Source organism: Microbacterium sp. LWH11-1.2, from assembly GCF_038397745.1.
Classification (GTDB): domain Bacteria; phylum Actinomycetota; class Actinomycetes; order Actinomycetales; family Microbacteriaceae; genus Microbacterium.
In genome coordinates this window covers 1,075,901-1,091,528 of record NZ_CP151636.1, presented here as the reverse complement: position 1 = coordinate 1,091,528, position 15,628 = coordinate 1,075,901, and the positions used below count along the sequence as shown (strand labels likewise).

At 65.9% G+C, this 15,628-nt stretch carries 17 protein-coding genes; 5 read left to right on the top strand and 12 right to left on the bottom strand.

The features are described 5' to 3' along the window. The first annotated feature begins 42 nt into the window (after positions 1-42). Positions 43-366: a thioredoxin gene (trxA, locus tag MRBLWH11_RS05120; RefSeq protein WP_116633353.1), complete on the top strand. Its 324-nt coding sequence runs from the start codon at positions 43-45 to the stop codon at positions 364-366. A 296-nt stretch (positions 367-662) separates the two neighbouring features. Here trxA and MRBLWH11_RS05115 read toward each other — a convergent pair whose 3' ends face one another. The 12 genes from MRBLWH11_RS05115 to rpmH all read right to left on the bottom strand — a co-directional run bounded on the left by MRBLWH11_RS05115 (position 663) and on the right by rpmH (position 10,096). Continuing rightward, positions 663-1,190 carry a GrpB family protein gene (locus tag MRBLWH11_RS05115; protein ID WP_341946977.1) on the bottom strand — a complete coding sequence of 176 codons (528 nt, stop codon included), beginning with the start codon at positions 1,188-1,190 and terminating at the stop codon, positions 663-665. A gap of 1 nt (position 1,191) precedes the next feature. Next, on the bottom strand, positions 1,192-1,527 hold the full coding sequence (locus MRBLWH11_RS05110) for a tryptophan synthase subunit alpha (protein WP_116633351.1): 336 nt from the start codon (positions 1,525-1,527) through the stop codon (positions 1,192-1,194). 9 nt (positions 1,528-1,536) lie between these two features. After that, entirely contained in the window at positions 1,537-2,985 is a 1,449-nt protein-coding gene (locus tag MRBLWH11_RS05105) for a sugar porter family MFS transporter (protein ID WP_341946976.1), read from the bottom strand. 60 nt (positions 2,986-3,045) lie between these two features. Next, the gene (locus MRBLWH11_RS05100; protein ID WP_341946975.1) at positions 3,046-4,014 is read right to left on the bottom strand and encodes a ParB/RepB/Spo0J family partition protein; all 969 of its coding nucleotides are present in this window, start codon (positions 4,012-4,014) and stop codon (positions 3,046-3,048) included. Beyond that, complete coding sequence (locus MRBLWH11_RS05095) at positions 4,014-4,889, bottom strand: ParA family protein (protein WP_243408738.1); 876 nt, start codon at positions 4,887-4,889, stop codon at positions 4,014-4,016. The genes MRBLWH11_RS05100 and MRBLWH11_RS05095 overlap by 1 nt, the downstream gene beginning before the upstream one ends. A gap of 1,484 nt (positions 4,890-6,373) precedes the next feature. Next, on the bottom strand, positions 6,374-6,736 hold the full coding sequence (locus MRBLWH11_RS05090; RefSeq protein ID WP_341946973.1) for a VOC family protein: 363 nt from the start codon (positions 6,734-6,736) through the stop codon (positions 6,374-6,376). A gap of 269 nt (positions 6,737-7,005) precedes the next feature. Next, positions 7,006-7,647 (bottom strand): 16S rRNA (guanine(527)-N(7))-methyltransferase RsmG, encoded by a 642-nt coding sequence (gene rsmG, locus MRBLWH11_RS05085; protein WP_341946972.1) that lies wholly within the window; start codon positions 7,645-7,647, stop codon positions 7,006-7,008. A gap of 39 nt (positions 7,648-7,686) precedes the next feature. After that, complete coding sequence (locus MRBLWH11_RS05080) at positions 7,687-8,178, bottom strand: R3H domain-containing nucleic acid-binding protein (protein WP_116633345.1); 492 nt, start codon at positions 8,176-8,178, stop codon at positions 7,687-7,689. Continuing rightward, positions 8,175-9,245, bottom strand: coding sequence for a membrane protein insertase YidC (gene yidC / locus MRBLWH11_RS05075; protein WP_116633344.1), 1,071 nt, complete (start codon positions 9,243-9,245; stop codon positions 8,175-8,177). Before yidC ends, MRBLWH11_RS05080 begins: the two co-directional genes overlap by 4 nt. 3 nt (positions 9,246-9,248) lie before the next feature. Next, positions 9,249-9,599 carry a membrane protein insertion efficiency factor YidD gene (gene yidD, locus MRBLWH11_RS05070; RefSeq protein WP_116633343.1) on the bottom strand — a complete coding sequence of 117 codons (351 nt, stop codon included), beginning with the start codon at positions 9,597-9,599 and terminating at the stop codon, positions 9,249-9,251. Beyond that, positions 9,596-9,952 carry a ribonuclease P protein component gene (gene rnpA, locus MRBLWH11_RS05065; protein ID WP_116633342.1) on the bottom strand — a complete coding sequence of 119 codons (357 nt, stop codon included), beginning with the start codon at positions 9,950-9,952 and terminating at the stop codon, positions 9,596-9,598. The genes yidD and rnpA overlap by 4 nt, the downstream gene beginning before the upstream one ends. Positions 9,953-9,958: 6 nt before the next feature. Then, complete coding sequence (gene rpmH, locus MRBLWH11_RS05060) at positions 9,959-10,096, bottom strand: 50S ribosomal protein L34 (protein WP_045278552.1); 138 nt, start codon at positions 10,094-10,096, stop codon at positions 9,959-9,961. Between the two features lie 318 nt (positions 10,097-10,414). Here rpmH and dnaA point away from each other — a divergent pair, with 318 nt between their 5' ends. From dnaA to MRBLWH11_RS05040, 4 genes are all read left to right on the top strand, one after another. Continuing rightward, positions 10,415-11,806 (top strand): chromosomal replication initiator protein DnaA, encoded by a 1,392-nt coding sequence (gene dnaA / locus MRBLWH11_RS05055; RefSeq protein WP_116633341.1) that lies wholly within the window; start codon positions 10,415-10,417, stop codon positions 11,804-11,806. 494 nt (positions 11,807-12,300) lie between these two features. After that, positions 12,301-13,443, top strand: a complete 1,143-nt coding sequence (dnaN, locus tag MRBLWH11_RS05050) for a DNA polymerase III subunit beta (protein WP_116633973.1) — start codon at positions 12,301-12,303, stop codon at positions 13,441-13,443. Between the two features lie 350 nt (positions 13,444-13,793). Further along, a complete protein-coding gene (gene recF / locus MRBLWH11_RS05045; protein WP_341946967.1) occupies positions 13,794-15,023 on the top strand; it encodes a DNA replication/repair protein RecF in 1,230 nt (409 codons plus the stop codon). Further along, entirely contained in the window at positions 15,016-15,519 is a 504-nt protein-coding gene (locus MRBLWH11_RS05040) for a DciA family protein (RefSeq protein ID WP_341946966.1), read from the top strand. The genes recF and MRBLWH11_RS05040 overlap by 8 nt, the downstream gene beginning before the upstream one ends. Positions 15,520-15,628: the final 109 nt, after the last annotated feature.

The following is a 15,628-nucleotide window of genomic DNA, read 5'->3' as shown; positions in this document are numbered from 1 at the left end:
TGCTGTTGTAGCAGGCGAACCTCGAATCAAGGAGAGACTCTGATGAGTGCAAAGGCTACGAGCCAGGCGACCTGGGAGCAGGACGTTCTGCAGGCCGACGGTCCCGTGCTGGTGGACTTCTGGGCCGAGTGGTGCGGTCCCTGTCGCATGGTGGCCCCGGTGCTGGACGAGATCCAGTCCGAGAACCCCGACAAGATCACCATCCTCAAGCTCAACGTCGACGAGAACCCCGAGCTCGCGATGAAGTACCAGATCACGTCCATCCCGGCGATGAAGGTGTTCGACGGCGGTGAGGTCAAGACGACCATCATCGGCGCCAAGCCCAAGTTCGCGCTCGAGAAGGACCTCGCCGCATTCATCGGCTGATCCACTGAGACCCAGCAGGGCCGTCACCTCTCCGGAGGTGGCGGCCTTTTCTGTGCCCGGCTCTCGGTCGTTGAGCGAGCGAAGCGAGACGAAACGTCGGTTCCTGTGGTTCCGGGCTCCGGGATGTTCCCCTCTCTCGCAGAGCGGGTTCCCTCCCGCTGCGCGGGCCCCTCCCGATGCTCGTTCGGGGAACATCCCTGCGCCCTGCGCTGCGCGGACGGGCGCAGCCGCCTGGGATGAACCACACAGAGGTTGTGGTGAGGAGACGATCGGGGCAGGCGGATGCTGCGACGCGGCTACCTGTCGGCGACGGGGACCGAGGGCAGGCCGCGGGCGGCACGGGCACGGTCGACGAGGTCCTGGATGACGGGGGCCTTGGCGGCGTTGTAGGTGGAGGTGCCGTGGGCGGCAGCGGCCACGGCGTCGCACTTCGCGTGCGTGTAGCGGTCGGCATCCGCGGGGTGAGCCAGGAGCCAGTCGCGCAGGATGCGCTGGTTCACGGTGTCCCAGTCGGATGCGGGGAAGAAGTGCGCGATGCGGGTGCGGATGCCGTCCTCCTCGAACACCATCACCGGATGGCTCTGCACGCTGCTGCCGCGGCGCCAGCCGATCTCCTCGAGGGCCGGTCGGTGTCGTACGAAGTCCTCGGCACCCTCGATCCGCACGGCGAGGTCGATGATCGGCTTGGCTCGCATGCCGGGAACCGCCGTCGATCCGATGTGCTCGATCAGCCAGCTCGGTTCGCCGTGCGCGCGCAGCTCTGCGGCGATCTCCTCGAAGCGAGCCGGCCAGGACGGATCGTACGAGACGAGCATCCGAGGCATGTCAGGACGCGTCGGCGACCGTCGGGTCCCACCGGCGGTGACGCTGCTTCTCGTCGAGGAGTCCCCAGACGGCGGGGGTCAGCTCGGGGTACTCCAGGGCGATCTGGCGCAGCACCCGGTAGTGCCGGGCCGCGTTCGGCCGCACGCCGTCGTTCGCGGTGATGTTGTCGGCCCGCAGGAGGTAGACGACGAGCTCGTCGACGCTCGGGAGCTCCTCCATGAAGTCCCACGGGTCCTCGCCGCCGAGCAGACGCTCCTGGATGAGGACCGCGAGCTCGTCCGCCGCTTCCGCACGCAGCACTTCGAGGCTGGCGCGGCGCTGGACGGACTCTGACATGCTTCCAGCCTACGTCCGACTGGGGCGACGCCGGCGCTCGACCTTCGTGTCTTCGCGCATGTCCTCGAGCTCCTTCCCCTTGGTCTCCGCGACCTTGAAGTACACGAAGAAGAACGACAGCAGGGCGAAGAACGCGTAGAACCCGTAGGCGAAGGGCAGCCCGATCGCCGAGAAGGCCGGGAACGTCGTCGAGATGAAGAAGTTGGCGACCCACTGCGCTGCCGCGGCGACGGCGAGGGCCCCGGCGCGGATCGAGTTCGGGAACATCTCCCCCAGCAGCACCCACACCAGCGGCCCCCACGTGGCACCGAAGAACACCACGAAGCCGTTCGCGCAGATCAGGGCGACCGTCGCCCAGGGGTCGGGGAGCGTCACCGCGCCCGCGGCATCCAGTGTTCCGAAGGAGAACGCCAGCGCCATCAGTCCCAGCGTGAGCGTCATGCCCACGGATCCCACGAGGAGCATGATCCGTCGGCCGACCCGATCCACGAGGAGGATCGCCACGATCGTCACGACGATGTTCGTCACCGACGTGATCACCGTGATCAGGAGCGCTTCCGACTCCCCGAACCCGACGGACTGCCACAGCGTCGTCGAGTAATAGAAGATCACGTTGATGCCCACGAACTGCTGGAAGACCGACAGCAGGATGCCGACCCACACGATCGGCTTCAGACCCAGGCGGTTGCCCCGCAGATCACGCAGCGATTCCGAGCGCTCGGTGTTGAGCGTGCCGGTGATCTCGGCGATCTTCGCCTTCACGTCGACCGCACCGGTGACCGTGGTCAGAACTTCGGAGGCCTTCTCGAGCTCTCCCTTCGCGACGAGATAGCGCGGAGATTCGGGGAGTCTCATCGACACGACGCCGTAGACGATCGACGGAACCGCACCGGCGATGAACATCCAGCGCCACGCGTCCAGTCCCCAGAGCGGCTCTGCGGCTCCTCCTGCGACGTTCGCGAGCATCGCATCGGAGAGGAGGGCGATGAAGATACCTGTGACGATCGCCAGCTGCTGGAGCGAGCCGAGACGTCCGCGGATGTGCGCCGGCGAGACCTCGGCGATGTACGCGGGAGCGATAACGGATGCCGCGCCGACGCCGAGTCCGCCGATGACGCGCCAGAAGATGAGGTCGATGACCCCGAACGCGAACCCGGAGCCCAGCGACGAGAGCAGGAACAGGACGGCGGCCACGACCATCACCGGGATTCGGCCGAACCGGTTGGCTAGGGGCCCGGCGAACCAGGCGCCGACGGCGCAGCCGATCAGCGCCGACGACACGGCGAAGCCCTTGAGGCCCACGCCGAGGTCGAACCCGGACTGACTGCCGGCCAGAGCATCGACCGCACCGTTGATCACGGCGGTGTCGAAGCCGAACAGGAAGCCGCCGAGAGCGGCGGCGACGCTGACCGCGATGACGCGGCCTCGTATGGCTGATCCGGGTTGTGTGCGCGACATTGTGCCCCTCCTCGACATCATCTGACGCGAGTCTAGGCCTCCCCCTGGCGCCGAGGGCGGTCAGCCGCGCCCGTATCCCTGTTCGCCGAGTTCCTCGAGAATCCGGTTCAGATCCTGAATCGACGCGAAATCGATCGTGACCTGGCCTTTACGAGCACCCAGAGCGATCTTCACGCGGGTGTTCAGGCGGTCGCCGAGCTTGCCGGCGACCTCGTCGAGGTAGGCGCGTCGCGCTCCCGGGGTGGGTTTCGGAGCCTTCCCCGCGGTCGACGGCTGCGACTTCGCGACCTCTTCCGTGGCGCGCACGGAGAGATCCTCGTTCACGACCTTGTCGGCCAGACGCTGCATCGCCTCGGGAGTCTCGAGGCTGAGGATCGCGCGAGCGTGGCCTGCCGTGAGCACTCCGGCGGCGACCCGCTGCTGCACCGGGACAGGGAGCTTGAGGAGCCGGATCGTGTTGCTGATCTGGGGTCGCGACCGCCCGATTCGGGTCGCGAGCTCCTCCTGCGTGATGCCGAAGTCCTCGAGGAGCTGCTGGTACGCGGAAGCCTCTTCCAGCGGGTTGAGCTCGGAGCGATGCAGGTTCTCGAGGAGGGCGTCCCGGAGGAGATCCTCGTCTGCGGTCTCGCGGACGATCACAGGGATCGTGTCGAGCCCGGCCTCCCGGGCTGCGCGGGTGCGCCGCTCCCCCATGATGAGCTCGTACTCGCCGTCGGAGTTCTTCCGCACGACGACCGGCTGCAGGACGCCGAACTCACGGACGCTGTGCACCAGTTCCGCGAGGTCCTCCGGATTGAAGTGCGTACGCGGCTGACGGGGGTTCGGGACGATGGTGTTCGGATCGACCTGGACGAGGTGGATGCCGGGAACGGCTGACAGCTCCTCCTGCTCGCGAGCGACCGTGCTGACCTGGTCCTCGCTCGGACGGAGATTCGCGCCCGGGAAGAACACGTCGACGGGACGCTCCGCCTGATCCGCCGTCGGAATCAGGGCGCCGATGCCCCGACCCAGTCCAGTGCGCTTCGCCATCATTTCTCCTTGCTCTGCGTCGCTGTGCGCGACGCGATCTCGACAGCGGCCTCGCGATACGCGATCGCGCCGGCGGACTGCCCATCGTAGGCGATCACCGTCTGGCCGAAACTCGGTGCCTCCGACACACGTACCGAGCGCGGGATCACGGTCTCCAGCACCTGCGTCGGGAAGTGGGTCCGCACCTCATCCGCCACCTGCTGCGCCAGACGGGTGCGCCCGTCGAACATCGTCAGCAGGATGGTGGAGAGGTGCAGCGAGGGGTTCAGGTGCTTCTGGATCATCTGGATGCTGCCGAGCAGCTGGCTCAGGCCCTCCAGTGCGTAGTACTCGCACTGGATCGGGATGAAGACCTCGGATGCCGCGGTGAAGGCATTGATCGTCAGCAGCCCGAGTGACGGCGGGCAGTCGATGATGACGAAGTCCATCGGGCTGTCGACGAGGTAGTCCTCCAGGGCCCGGCGGAGCCGATGCTCCCTCGCGACCTGAGCGACGAGCTCGATCTCGGCGCCGGCGAGGTGGATGGTGCTCGGAGCACAGAAGAGGTTGGGATCCTCGGGGCTCTGCTGCACGATGTCCGCCAGCGGGAACTCCTCGATGAGCACGTCATAGACGCTCGGGACCTCGGCGCTGTGCGGGACGCCGAGCGCCGTGGATGCGTTGCCCTGTGGATCGAGGTCGATGACCAGAACCTTTGCGCCGAGTCCGGCGAGAGCCGAAGCGACATTGACGGCCGTGGTCGTCTTCCCCACGCCGCCCTTCTGATTCGACACCGTCAGCACGCGGGTCTCCCCCGTGAACTCGACCTTCGCGGCTTCGAGCGCGCGGCGCCGAGCAGACAGGTCGGCGAGCTCCCGCGCGAGCGGTGTATCCATCCCGAACGACTCGTTCGGTGATGCCTTCTCGGATTGTTTCACGTGAAACATCCACTCCTTTCGGGGCCGCGTACCACTCTAATCGCAGGAGGCGACCTTGGACTTACCGGGGGTCTCCGAGGCTCTTCGGTTGACACCCTCGGTCACACTCCTTCGGTCTCTGCAGGGTGCCGGAGTGCTGACTCTTCCACTCAGGGCGCCGGTGTCTCCCCCACCCACGGCTCTGCGGATGCAGCTCCGGGAATCAGTCCACCCACGTCTCGAGCCGCGACCGCAGCAGGCGGCCGACGATACATGTTTCACGTGAAACATGTATCGTCGCGAAGCCCCAGCGTCGCGCTGACAACGCCCTGGGAGGCGCGACGGAGTTCTCTCTTCGCAGCGCAGGCACCCTCCCCTGCCGCATTCTCTCTGGTACGCGCGCCAGGGACTTCACCCCCCTGCGAGGTCAGGCGCTCACGCAACTGCGGTCACAACCGGCCACCGATGCCAACCTCACGTGGACCGGGTGCTCGCCCAGGACGGCGCCGAGCTGCCTGTTCCGTAGGGATCGATTCTGTTCATTCACCCCACGGACCTCTCCCCCACGACGTCCGGGGAGGACCATGCGCCGTGCCCGCCCACCTCCACCATCACGATTCTGGGGAGGCTGCACCCGAAGGGCCGTGCGGTGTGACCGTCTCCGGCGAACGGAGACCGCTCTCGATGGTCGTATTTCGGGAGCGCCCGCGTCTTGAGAACGCTGTTCATCCTCCCGTGACGCGCCTCATGACGCTCGGAGCACCCGACCACCCCGCCGCAGGAGTCACTCGAGGGTCAGGCGAGACGATCAAGCGAGATGTTTCACGTGAAACGGATGCTCGCGGCTAGCTTTCCCCGCAGTCCTCACGCGAGACTCTTCCAGGCACTCACATCAGCGAGTCGCGCAGTCGCGGCGTGACCCGTGCGGGTCTTGCATGTCTGCGGGCGGGAGTTCTCAAGATGCTCGCCGGACAGGATCCCCATTACGAAGCCCCGGATTCGGAGATCCACCCTCCTTCGAACATCGATCGAGTGCGCGGCGCCGGGCTGATCCGCGGTACTCGCGTCCACAGGGCGGCCCACCCCGTCCACCGCGCTGGAAATCAGACTCGGTCAGGAAGACGGATCTCGGTCAGGAGGACAGACGTTTCACGTGAAACGGTGGGCATGAGTCCCTGCCAGGCGCAACGTCCCCCCAGGTCCTCCCCTCAGGGCAGGCACCGGAGCCATCGACGCATGTCGGTGAGCCGGCAACCAGTCAGGGATGCACCCTTACCCGGTGCGGTGAAGGTCCCTCGCAGCCCAGATCTCCCAGCCCGTCGACATCGTCGATCTCGTAGGCGGCCACCGACCTCGGTCTCGACCTCATGTTTCACGTGAAACATCGCCCCCCGAGGAAGGCCTCCTCGCGCTCGCCTCCATCACGGAGCATGTAGGCGCGGGAATAGGCGACGGCTGGCACCCTATTGCAGAGCAGAGGGCACCGTGTGCATGCCGACGTTGATGACGCTCCCACCGGCATCGCGGTAGAAGAAGCGCGTGACGCCCCAGGGTTCGTCCGTCATCGGATACACGATCTCCGCGCCGGCGGCGACGGCCCGGCGCAACGCCTCCCCCACGTCATCCACGAAGACCGAGACATCCGGGTTCACCGCAGCGGACGCATCATGGGTCATGACGCTCAGCTGTCGACCGGCATCATCTGCGAGCGTCACGATCCATCCGTGATCCATGACCACCGACATCCTCAACACCTGCCGATGAACCTCGACTGCGCTCGCGACATCCGCCACGGTCAGGATAGGCACCACTCGCTCCACATGCATGCCCCCTATAAGACCTCACTGCCCGGGGCGACCACCAGTCCTACCCGTTGAGACCGACCTCGCGCTCATGGACTGCATGGAAGCTCGTCCGCGGATGCGGGATCGCTCCCGGCGTGAGCATCGGGAGGTGTCCCCGCTTGCGGGGAGGGTGCCCGCTTTGCGAACGAAGGGAGCGATCCCGCACCCGCCCACGGGGAACACCGCCCAGCAAGCGCCCCACATATGAGCTTCGAACAGTGGATGTTTCACGTGAAACATCCGAACCCGACTCAGCGGACGACGGCCCGCACGACTCGAGTGATCTCCGGCAGCACACCCTCGCCCAGCACCTCGACGCGCACGTCGGAGAGGCGGAACTTCTTGATCTGCTTCTGTGCCGCGGCGATCTCGTTCGCTGCGTTCATGCCCTTGAGAAGCGTGAGCTCTCCCCCGTCGCGCACGAGGGGCGCCGTCAGGGGGATGAGCGTGCGGAGTGCACTTACTGCTCGCGCCGTCACGACATCGAAGCCATCGGCAGGACGCACGTCCTCCGCCCGGGCTCGCACGACATCGACATTGTCCAACCCGAGAGCAGTGACCTGCTCGTTGAGCCAGGTGACCCGTCGCTCCATGGGCTCGATGAGCGTCCACTGCACGTCCGATCGGGCGATCGCCAGTACCAGGCCCGGCAGTCCCGCACCGGAACCGATGTCCGCGACGGATCCATGGAAGAGCGGCGCAGCGATCACGCTGTTGAGGATGTGTCGGGTCCACAGGCGCGGGAGCTCGAGCGGACCGATGAGACCGCGCTCCTCGCCTTCTCGCGCCAAGGCTGCCGTAAACGATCGAGCCACGTCGATCCGATCCCCGAAGAGCTCCGCAGCGATCTCGGGCTCGACCTCGAGCTCGGCACCATTCGCACTCACGGACATGGGATCAGACCCTCGCCATTCGATGTTTCACGTGAAACATCAACGGCGACGCAGCACCGTGTGCCGGTCGGCGCCCTCGCCATACGACTCGGAGACGAGGCCCCGGTCGGCAGCGATGTCGTGAACCAGCTTGCGCTCGTAGCTGGACATCGACGGCAGGGATGCCTGAGACGAGCCCTCGTCGAGCTTCGCGGCCGCAGCATCCACCAGCGTCTCGAGCTGTCGGCGACGCGTGTCGCGCGATCCGCCGATGTCGAGGATCAGACGCGAGAACGAACCCGTGCGGTTCTGCACCGCGAGACGCGTGAGCTCCTGAAGCGCCTGCACGGTGTCGGGCGCCGAGAGCAGAGCGAGTCCATCGCCCTCTGCCTCGACCGACACGTAGGCGCGACCCTGACGGACATCGAGGTTCAGATCCCCATCGATGTCGGCGATGTCGAGCAGCTCCTCGAGGTAGTCCGCGGCGACGTCACCCTCGTTCTCCAGCTGTGCCACCGTCGGTTCGGTGGTCTCGGTCACGACCTCACTCATGAACCGCTCCCCTTCTTCTTCGCGCGCTTCTTACCCACCGGCTGCTGACGCTTCGGTGCCTCTGCCTTGGCCTTCTCCGCCTCGTCCAGCAGGCGCTTCTGCTCCGCCTCGTACGCAGCCATCGGGACGACCTTGCCGGACGAATCGATCGCCTTGCCCTTCTTCGCGAGGCGCTCCTCGCGCGCCTTGGCGGCTTCGGAACCGGGAGTCGGCATCTCGCGGATGACGAGGAACTGCTGGCCCATCGTCCACAGGTTCGAGATGAACCAGTAGACGACGACGCCGAGCGGGAAGAAGATGCCCGAGAAGATGAAGCCGAGCGGCAGCACGTAGAGCATGATCTTCTGCATCTGGTACGCCTGGCCGGTCTTGGCCTCGGGCGACAGGTTCTTCGAGATGATCTGCAGCTGGGTGAAGAACTGCGATCCGATCATGAGCACGACCAGCGTGACCAGGATGATGATCGCCGTGGTGTTCTGCGCATCCACGGCATTGCCGAGAGTCTCATGCAGCGAGGCGACGCCGAACAGCTTGGCGTCGTAGAACTCCTTCGTCAGTTCCGGGCTGAGGAACCCGACGCCGCCGATCCCGGCCTTCGCGTGCTTGCTGACGTCGCTCAGCACGCTGAAGAGCGAGAAGAAGATGGGCATCTGCACGAGGAGCGGAAGGCAGCTCGACATCGGCGTCGTGCCGTGCTTCTTGTACAGCGCCATGGTCTCGCGGCTCATGGCCTCGCGAGAGAGCTGATCCTTCTTGCCGCGGTACTTCTCCTGGACTTTCCGCAGCTCAGGAGCGATTTCCATCATCTTTCGCTGGCTCTTGATCTGCTTGACGAACAGCGGGATCAGAGCGGCACGGACGACGATGACGAGACCGACGATCGACAGGACCCAGGTGAGACCGGATGCCGCGGGCAGACCCACCGCGGTGAGGAGCCAGTGCCACGCGACGAGGATCATCTCGACCAGCCACTTCAGCGGCCAGAGGATGGTGCCGATCAGGTCGAAACCACCTCCCGCAGCGTCGGGGCTGGGTGTGGTGCTGGCGAGCAGAAGGTCAAGACCCACCGTTCAGTCCTTTCGGGAAGGGACGACGAAACCGTGAGCAGTCAGGTCGTAGCGGAAGTGTTCGTGCGGACGGACGTCATCGACGCCGCCGCGAGTCCAGGGATTGCAGCGGAGGATGCGCCACGCAGAGAACAGCGTTCCCCGCACGGCGCCGTGCTGCTGCACCGCACCTACAGCGTAAGCGGAACAGCTGGGGTAGTACGCACAGACATCTCCATACAGAGGAGAGATGGTCTTGCGATACGCGGTCAGGAATCCCAGCACAAGATTCCGCGGTATCAGAGGGATGCTGCGCACGAGGTCGCGGGACTGCATCCGAGCCGAGCCGATCGACGATGCCGGCAGTGCGGTCATGAGGTGCCAGCCGTCGACACCGGCGCCAGCCGGCCGAGACAGCGGTTCACATCCGCGCTGAGCTCGGCGAAGGACGCCGTCGCGGATGCAGGAAGGGCACGGATGACGACATCCGTGCCCTCGGGTACGCGCGGGAGCGCATCCGCGCAGACGGCTTTCAGACGCCGACGCACCGTGTTGCGCACCACGGCGGTGCCCACCTGCTTGCTGATGATGAATCCGAACCGTGCGGCCCTGCTCTCACCCGTCGACATCATCGACGTGATGACGCTCGACCCGCCACAACGCGATCCGCGGCGAACGACCAGTCGATAGTCGCTCCCGCGGGTCAGCCGATACGGGCGGGCGAGCACAGCGGACTACGCGGAGAGCTCGGTGCGGCCCTTCGCGCGGCGGGCAGCGAGGATGCCGCGGCCGGCGCGCGTGCGCATGCGAGCGCGGAAGCCGTGCTTCTTGGCGCGACGACGGTTGTTGGGCTGGAAAGTGCGCTTAGTCATGGAATCACTCCGGGAATACTGCCACCGGGTTCACTGCGACCGGAGACATGGGGAACTGCCAAAAAAATGGCATAAGTCAACCAAGTAAGGGTACGTCCTGCCGGCGCGCAGAGCAAATCTGCGCGCTGGAGCGGCGGGGACCCGTCACGAACCGCACAGCCATTATCCACAACCGGGGCACGCCCGGGGCGCATGACACGCGCGCGGAATTCCCGGGGCAGGTTGCCGTTCCCAGCCGCGATGACTACCGTGGCAACCGAAGTTATCCACAGGGGCACGGCACGTCGGAGCCCTCATCGAATCCCCGTCCGGAGCGTCATGTCCTCACCAGCCCAGCCCGACGTTCCGATCTGGACCACGGTGCAGGAGCTCCTGGTGGACGACGACCGGGTCACGCCGCAGTTGCAGGGCTTCCTGAGCCTGGCGGTCCCGGCCGGTGTGATGGCCGCGACGCTCTACCTCGAGGTGCCCAACGATCTCACCGCCGCGCAGATCAACAAGCGTCTGCGGCTGCCGATCATGGAGGCCCTCTCCCACATCGGCGAGGAGGTCACCTCCTACCGCGTCGTCGTGAACCACGAACTCGCCGAGCAGCCGACCGCACCGATCGCCGTCGCCGACTTCGGCCGACACGAGCCCGTGCGCGTCGAGTCACCCATGGAGCAGCCCACACAGCTGCGCCACGAATCCCGGCTCAACCCGAAGTACACCTTCGACAACTTCGTCATCGGCCAGTCCAACCGCTTCGCACACGCGGCGGCGGTCGCGGTCGCCGAGGCGCCGGCCAAGGCCTACAACCCCCTCTTCATCTACGGGGACTCGGGACTCGGCAAGACGCACCTCCTTCACGCCATCGGCGACTACGCCCAATCGCTCTACGCCGGCGTCAAGGTGCGCTACGTCTCGAGCGAGGAGTTCACGAACGACTTCATCAACTCGATCGCAAACAACCGCGGAGCCGCGTTCCAGGCGCGCTACCGCGACGTCGACATCCTCCTCATCGACGACATCCAGTTCCTGCAGGGTCGAGCCGAGACGCAGGAGGCGTTCTTCCACACCTTCAACACGCTGCACGACCACAACAAGCAGGTCGTGATCACGAGCGATGTCGCCCCGAAGCACCTGACCGGCTTCGAAGACCGGATGCGCAGCCGCTTCGAGTGGGGTCTGATCACCGACGTGCAGGCTCCCGACCTGGAGACGCGCATCGCGATCCTCCGCAAGAAGGCGCAGAGCGAGGCTCTCCACATCCCCGACGAGGTGCTCGAGTACATCGCGACCGTGGTCTCGTCGAACATCCGCGAGCTCGAGGGCGCCCTCATCCGGGTCTCCGCCTTCGCGAGCCTCAACCGCTCGTCGCTCGACATCTCCCTCGCGCAGACCGTGCTCCGCGACATCATCGACACGGCCGAGGACAACATCATCTCGCCGACCGACATCATCACGGCCACCGCGCAGTACTTCAAGCTCACGGTCGACGACCTCTACGGCTCCAGTCGCTCGCAGCAGATCGCCACCGCCCGTCAGATCGCGATGTACCTGTGCCGTGAGCGGACCAGCCTCTCGCTGCCCAAGATCGGACAGCTCTTCGGCAACAGGGACCACACCACGGTGATGTACGCCTACAAGAAGATCAGCGAGCTCATGAAGGAGCGACGTTCGATCTACAACCAGGTCACTGAGATCACGACGCAGCTCGGCCGGCGCTGACCTCACGCCGCCTCCGGAAGGGGGACACGACACCGATCCCGGTGCCGTGTCCCCCTTTTCGTTGTCCCGACACGCCTGCGCAGCATCCGATAAATGCCTCTATGCACATGTGGATAACTTGTGGATGATCCGGGAAACCATCGGGACGAATGTGAGCTCAGACGTCAAACCTGTGGATAACTACGGGGACGGCGAAGAGAGGGTGGATGCCGTGAACCCGCGGATTCCTCAGGGATTCCACAAGTGACAGCCGTGTAGTTCCTTACTCGCGTCTGCTATCCACCGAGTTATCCACAGAATCCACAGCGGTTAACACCGTTAAGGAGTTAACCCTTTGAAGCGGCGATCCGATCACCAGACGATGGGGACGAGCGCCGAGCGGATCACAAAACCTCCGAGCGTAGGGATACGCGGGAGTGTGGGGCTAGCATGGGAAGCCCTGCACCGGCAGGACTGACGACGACATGTCACAGATCGACGACAAGGGAGCACCCGTGAGGTTTCAGGTCAACCGCGATGTCTTCAGCGAGGCAGTGTCGTTCGTCGTCAAGCTCCTCCCGCAGCGGAACCCGCAGCCGATCCTCGCCGGTGTGCTGATCGAGGCAGACGGCTCAGGCCTCACCCTCTCGGCTTTCGACTACGAGGCATCCGCTCGCACCACCATCGAGGCCACGGTCGAGACGCCCGGCACGATCCTCGTCCACGGCCGCCTGCTCTCCGACATCGCCAGCCGTCTGCCGAACGCTCCGATCGAGATCGCCGTCGAAGACGACGGTGGGATCACCGTCACCTGCGGCTCCGCCCGATTCACCCTCGCCGCCATGCCCGTCGAGGAATATCCGTCGATCCCCGAGGTCTCGGGATCCTCCGGTGTGGTTCCCGCCGACGACTTCGGCACGGCGATCGCGCAGGTCGGCTTCGCCGCGTCGCGCGACGACGTCACCCCCGTGCTGACCGGTGTGCAGCTCGCCGTCTCCGGCCAGAGCCTCAGCCTCGTCGCGACCGACCGTTACCGGGTCTCGATCCGCGACGTGCCGTGGGACGGCGAAGAGGTCGAGGCCACCGCGCTCGTCCCCGCGCGCACCCTCGTCGAGGTCGGGAAGACTTTCGGCCACGCCGGCACGATCCAGATCGCCTTCTCGGGTGCCGGTGAGCGTGAGATCATCGCCTTCACCGCGGGGAACAAGACCGTCACCTCGCTGCTGATCAAAGGCAACTTCCCGCCGGTCCGTCGTCTCTTCCCCGAGCAGACCGATCACTACGCGGTGGTCAACACGGCAGATCTCGTCGAGGCCGTGCGTCGTGTGTCGCTGGTTCTCGACCGTGCCGCTCCGCTGCGGTTCACGTTCACGAGCGACAGCGTCACGATGGATGCCTCGGGCAGCGAGCACGCGCGTGCGTCCGAGTCGGTTGACGCGATCCTCTCGGGTGGCGACGAGGTCACCCTCGGTCTGAACCCGCAGTACCTGATCGAGGCGCTCGGCGCTGTGAAGAGCGAGTTCGTCCGCGTGACCTTCACGTCGAGCGACAACGCCAACAAGCTGAGTCCGGTCCTCATCACGAGCCAGACCTCGGTGGATCAGGCCGGTCTCGACTCGTTCAAATACCTGCTGCAGCCCAACCTCCTCCTTCGCTGACCTACCCGTCGCCGTCTCGGCTCCCTTCGACAAGCTCAGGGACCCAGCAAGGGGGCACGTTTCGTCTCGCTCCGCTCGCTCAACGACCAGGCAACCGCGGATATCGCACGCAGTCGGAGAGCGAAGCGAGGCGCTGCCACCCCCGTATCCCTCGCATCTCCCACGCGATACGCGAAACCTCGCGATACGCGAAACCTGAGGACGTGGGGATGCTCCCGGAGTGAGCATCGGGAGGGGCCCGCGCAGCGGGAGGGAACCCGCTCTGCGAACGAAGGGAGCGTCCCCGCGTCCGCCTCGACGCCACCCTGCTCACCCCAAGACTGTCGGACCCCGAAGGTAGGCTGACCCTCGTGATTGTGGAACACCTGAGCTTGGTCGATTTCCGCAACTACGCGACCGCTGAACTCGCTCTTCACAGCGGCCCGAACGTTCTCGTCGGCCGCAACGGCCAGGGCAAGACGAATCTGGCCGAGGCCGTCGTCTTCCTCGCGACCCTGGGTTCGCACCGGGTGTCGTCGGATGCGCCGATGGTGCGCGACGGCCAGGAGTACGCAATCATCCGCGCGCGGCTGTCGCACGGAGAGCGCAAGGTCCTCGTCGAGGTGCAGCTGAATCGTCAGGGATCCAACAAGGCGCGCATCAACGGCTCCCCGTCGAAGGCGAACGAGCTGCCGCGGTATGCGCACGTCGTCCTGTTCGCTCCGGAGGATCTGCAGATCGTGCGCGGCGACCCGTCCGCACGTCGACGTTTCGCCGATCAGCTCCTCATCCAGCGCACACCGCGGATGGCGGCGGTGCTGGGCGACTATGACCGGGTGCTGAAGCAGCGTAACGCCCTGCTGAAGTCGGCGCGTGCGCGCGGCATCCGCGGGGAGGGTCTCAGCACCCTCGATGTGTGGGATGACAAGCTCGTCGCGCTGGGCTCCGAGATCATCACCGCTCGTCAGCGTCTCGCCGCCGATCTTCAGCAGCCGGTGGCCGATGCCTACGCGGCGATCGCCGGCGAAGACCATCGTCCTCAACTCGAGTGGGCCCTGTCGGTGAGCGGCGGCGACCCTGAGGAAGACGTCGCCGAGCCGACGGATGCCGATGGGCCGGCGCCGTATGACAAGGTCGGCGAGACACGTCTGATCGCCGAGATGTTCCGCGCCTCTCTCGCCGCCAAGCGCTCCAATGAACTCGACCGGGGCCTCACGCTCACCGGTCCGCATCGCGACGACCTCGTGCTGCGGGTGCGGGATCTGCCGGTGAAGGGCTACGCCTCGCACGGCGAGTCGTGGTCGGTGGCTCTGGCGCTGCGCCTCGCGTCGGCGGAACTGCTGCGGAGCGAATCCCCCGCCGGTGACCCGGTGCTCATCCTGGACGACGTGTTCGCCGAGCTCGATGCCGACCGTCGTCAGCGACTCGCGTCACTGACCGCGGCGTACGAGCAGGTGGTGGTCACGGCGGCGGTGGAGGAGGATATCCCCGCGGTGCTGCACGCCCATGTGGTGCGGATCAGCGCCGGCACGATCAGCGATGAACGAACCCCTGGACAGACCGAGGGACCCAGCGCAGAGGAGACGGGCGAAGATGACTGACGCCGCGTCCACTCCTGCGGCCGCCGAGGTTCCCGAGACGGTGGCCACCTATCTGCGTCTGCGAGGACTCAAGCCGAGTTCCACCTCGTGGAAACGCAAGCGCCGGATCGTCGACGACGAGAACGCGCCGTTCACCCCCGGCCGGGATCCCGGATCCCTGGGTGCCGTGCTCGATCGGCTGAGTCGGGACTCCGGATGGCAGACGACCCTGGCACGCGAGGACCTGGTGCGCCAGTGGGCCGATCTCGCCGGTGCCGACACGGCGAAGCACTCCGAACCGGTCTCCCTGGAGCGCGGACTGCTGACCGTGAAGTGCGATTCGACGGCCTGGGCGAAGAACCTCCAGTTCATGCGCGCGACCATCCTCACCGAGATCGGTCGGCGCTATCCGGATGCCGGTGTGGAGAACCTCCGCTTCATCGGACCGGACGTTCCCTCCTGGAAATGGGGTCCCAGAGCCGTTCCAGGACGGGGCCCACGCGATACCTACGGGTAGGGCACCATGCGAGGGGTCTGAAACGCTCAGAGGGCCACACGCGGCCTCTGAGCCGCATATCGTGACGAAATCCCGCTAGAATGGGAGTTCGTGATATCGATGTGGAGAA

Bases quoted from the DNA above. Each gene is read 5' to 3' on its own strand.
- MRBLWH11_RS05105 (WP_341946976.1), bottom strand. From the start codon at position 2,985: ATGTCGCGCACACAACCCGGATCAGCCATACGAGGCCGCGTCATCGCG.
- yidD (WP_116633343.1), bottom strand. From the start codon at position 9,599: ATGACCGCACTGCCGGCATCGTCGATCGGCTCGGCTCGGATGCAGTCC.
- MRBLWH11_RS05040 (WP_341946966.1), top strand. From the start codon at position 15,016: ATGACTGACGCCGCGTCCACTCCTGCGGCCGCCGAGGTTCCCGAGACG.
- MRBLWH11_RS05115 (WP_341946977.1), bottom strand. From the start codon at position 1,190: ATGCCTCGGATGCTCGTCTCGTACGATCCGTCCTGGCCGGCTCGCTTC.
- rsmG (WP_341946972.1), bottom strand. From the start codon at position 7,647: ATGTCCGTGAGTGCGAATGGTGCCGAGCTCGAGGTCGAGCCCGAGATC.
- MRBLWH11_RS05110 (WP_116633351.1), bottom strand. From the start codon at position 1,527: ATGTCAGAGTCCGTCCAGCGCCGCGCCAGCCTCGAAGTGCTGCGTGCG.
- MRBLWH11_RS05100 (WP_341946975.1), bottom strand. From the start codon at position 4,014: ATGGCGAAGCGCACTGGACTGGGTCGGGGCATCGGCGCCCTGATTCCG.
- rpmH (WP_045278552.1), bottom strand. From the start codon at position 10,096: ATGACTAAGCGCACTTTCCAGCCCAACAACCGTCGTCGCGCCAAGAAG.
- MRBLWH11_RS05080 (WP_116633345.1), bottom strand. From the start codon at position 8,178: ATGAGTGAGGTCGTGACCGAGACCACCGAACCGACGGTGGCACAGCTG.
- dnaA (WP_116633341.1), top strand. From the start codon at position 10,415: ATGTCCTCACCAGCCCAGCCCGACGTTCCGATCTGGACCACGGTGCAG.
- MRBLWH11_RS05090 (WP_341946973.1), bottom strand. From the start codon at position 6,736: ATGCATGTGGAGCGAGTGGTGCCTATCCTGACCGTGGCGGATGTCGCG.
- MRBLWH11_RS05095 (WP_243408738.1), bottom strand. From the start codon at position 4,889: ATGGATACACCGCTCGCGCGGGAGCTCGCCGACCTGTCTGCTCGGCGC.
- trxA (WP_116633353.1), top strand. From the start codon at position 43: ATGAGTGCAAAGGCTACGAGCCAGGCGACCTGGGAGCAGGACGTTCTG.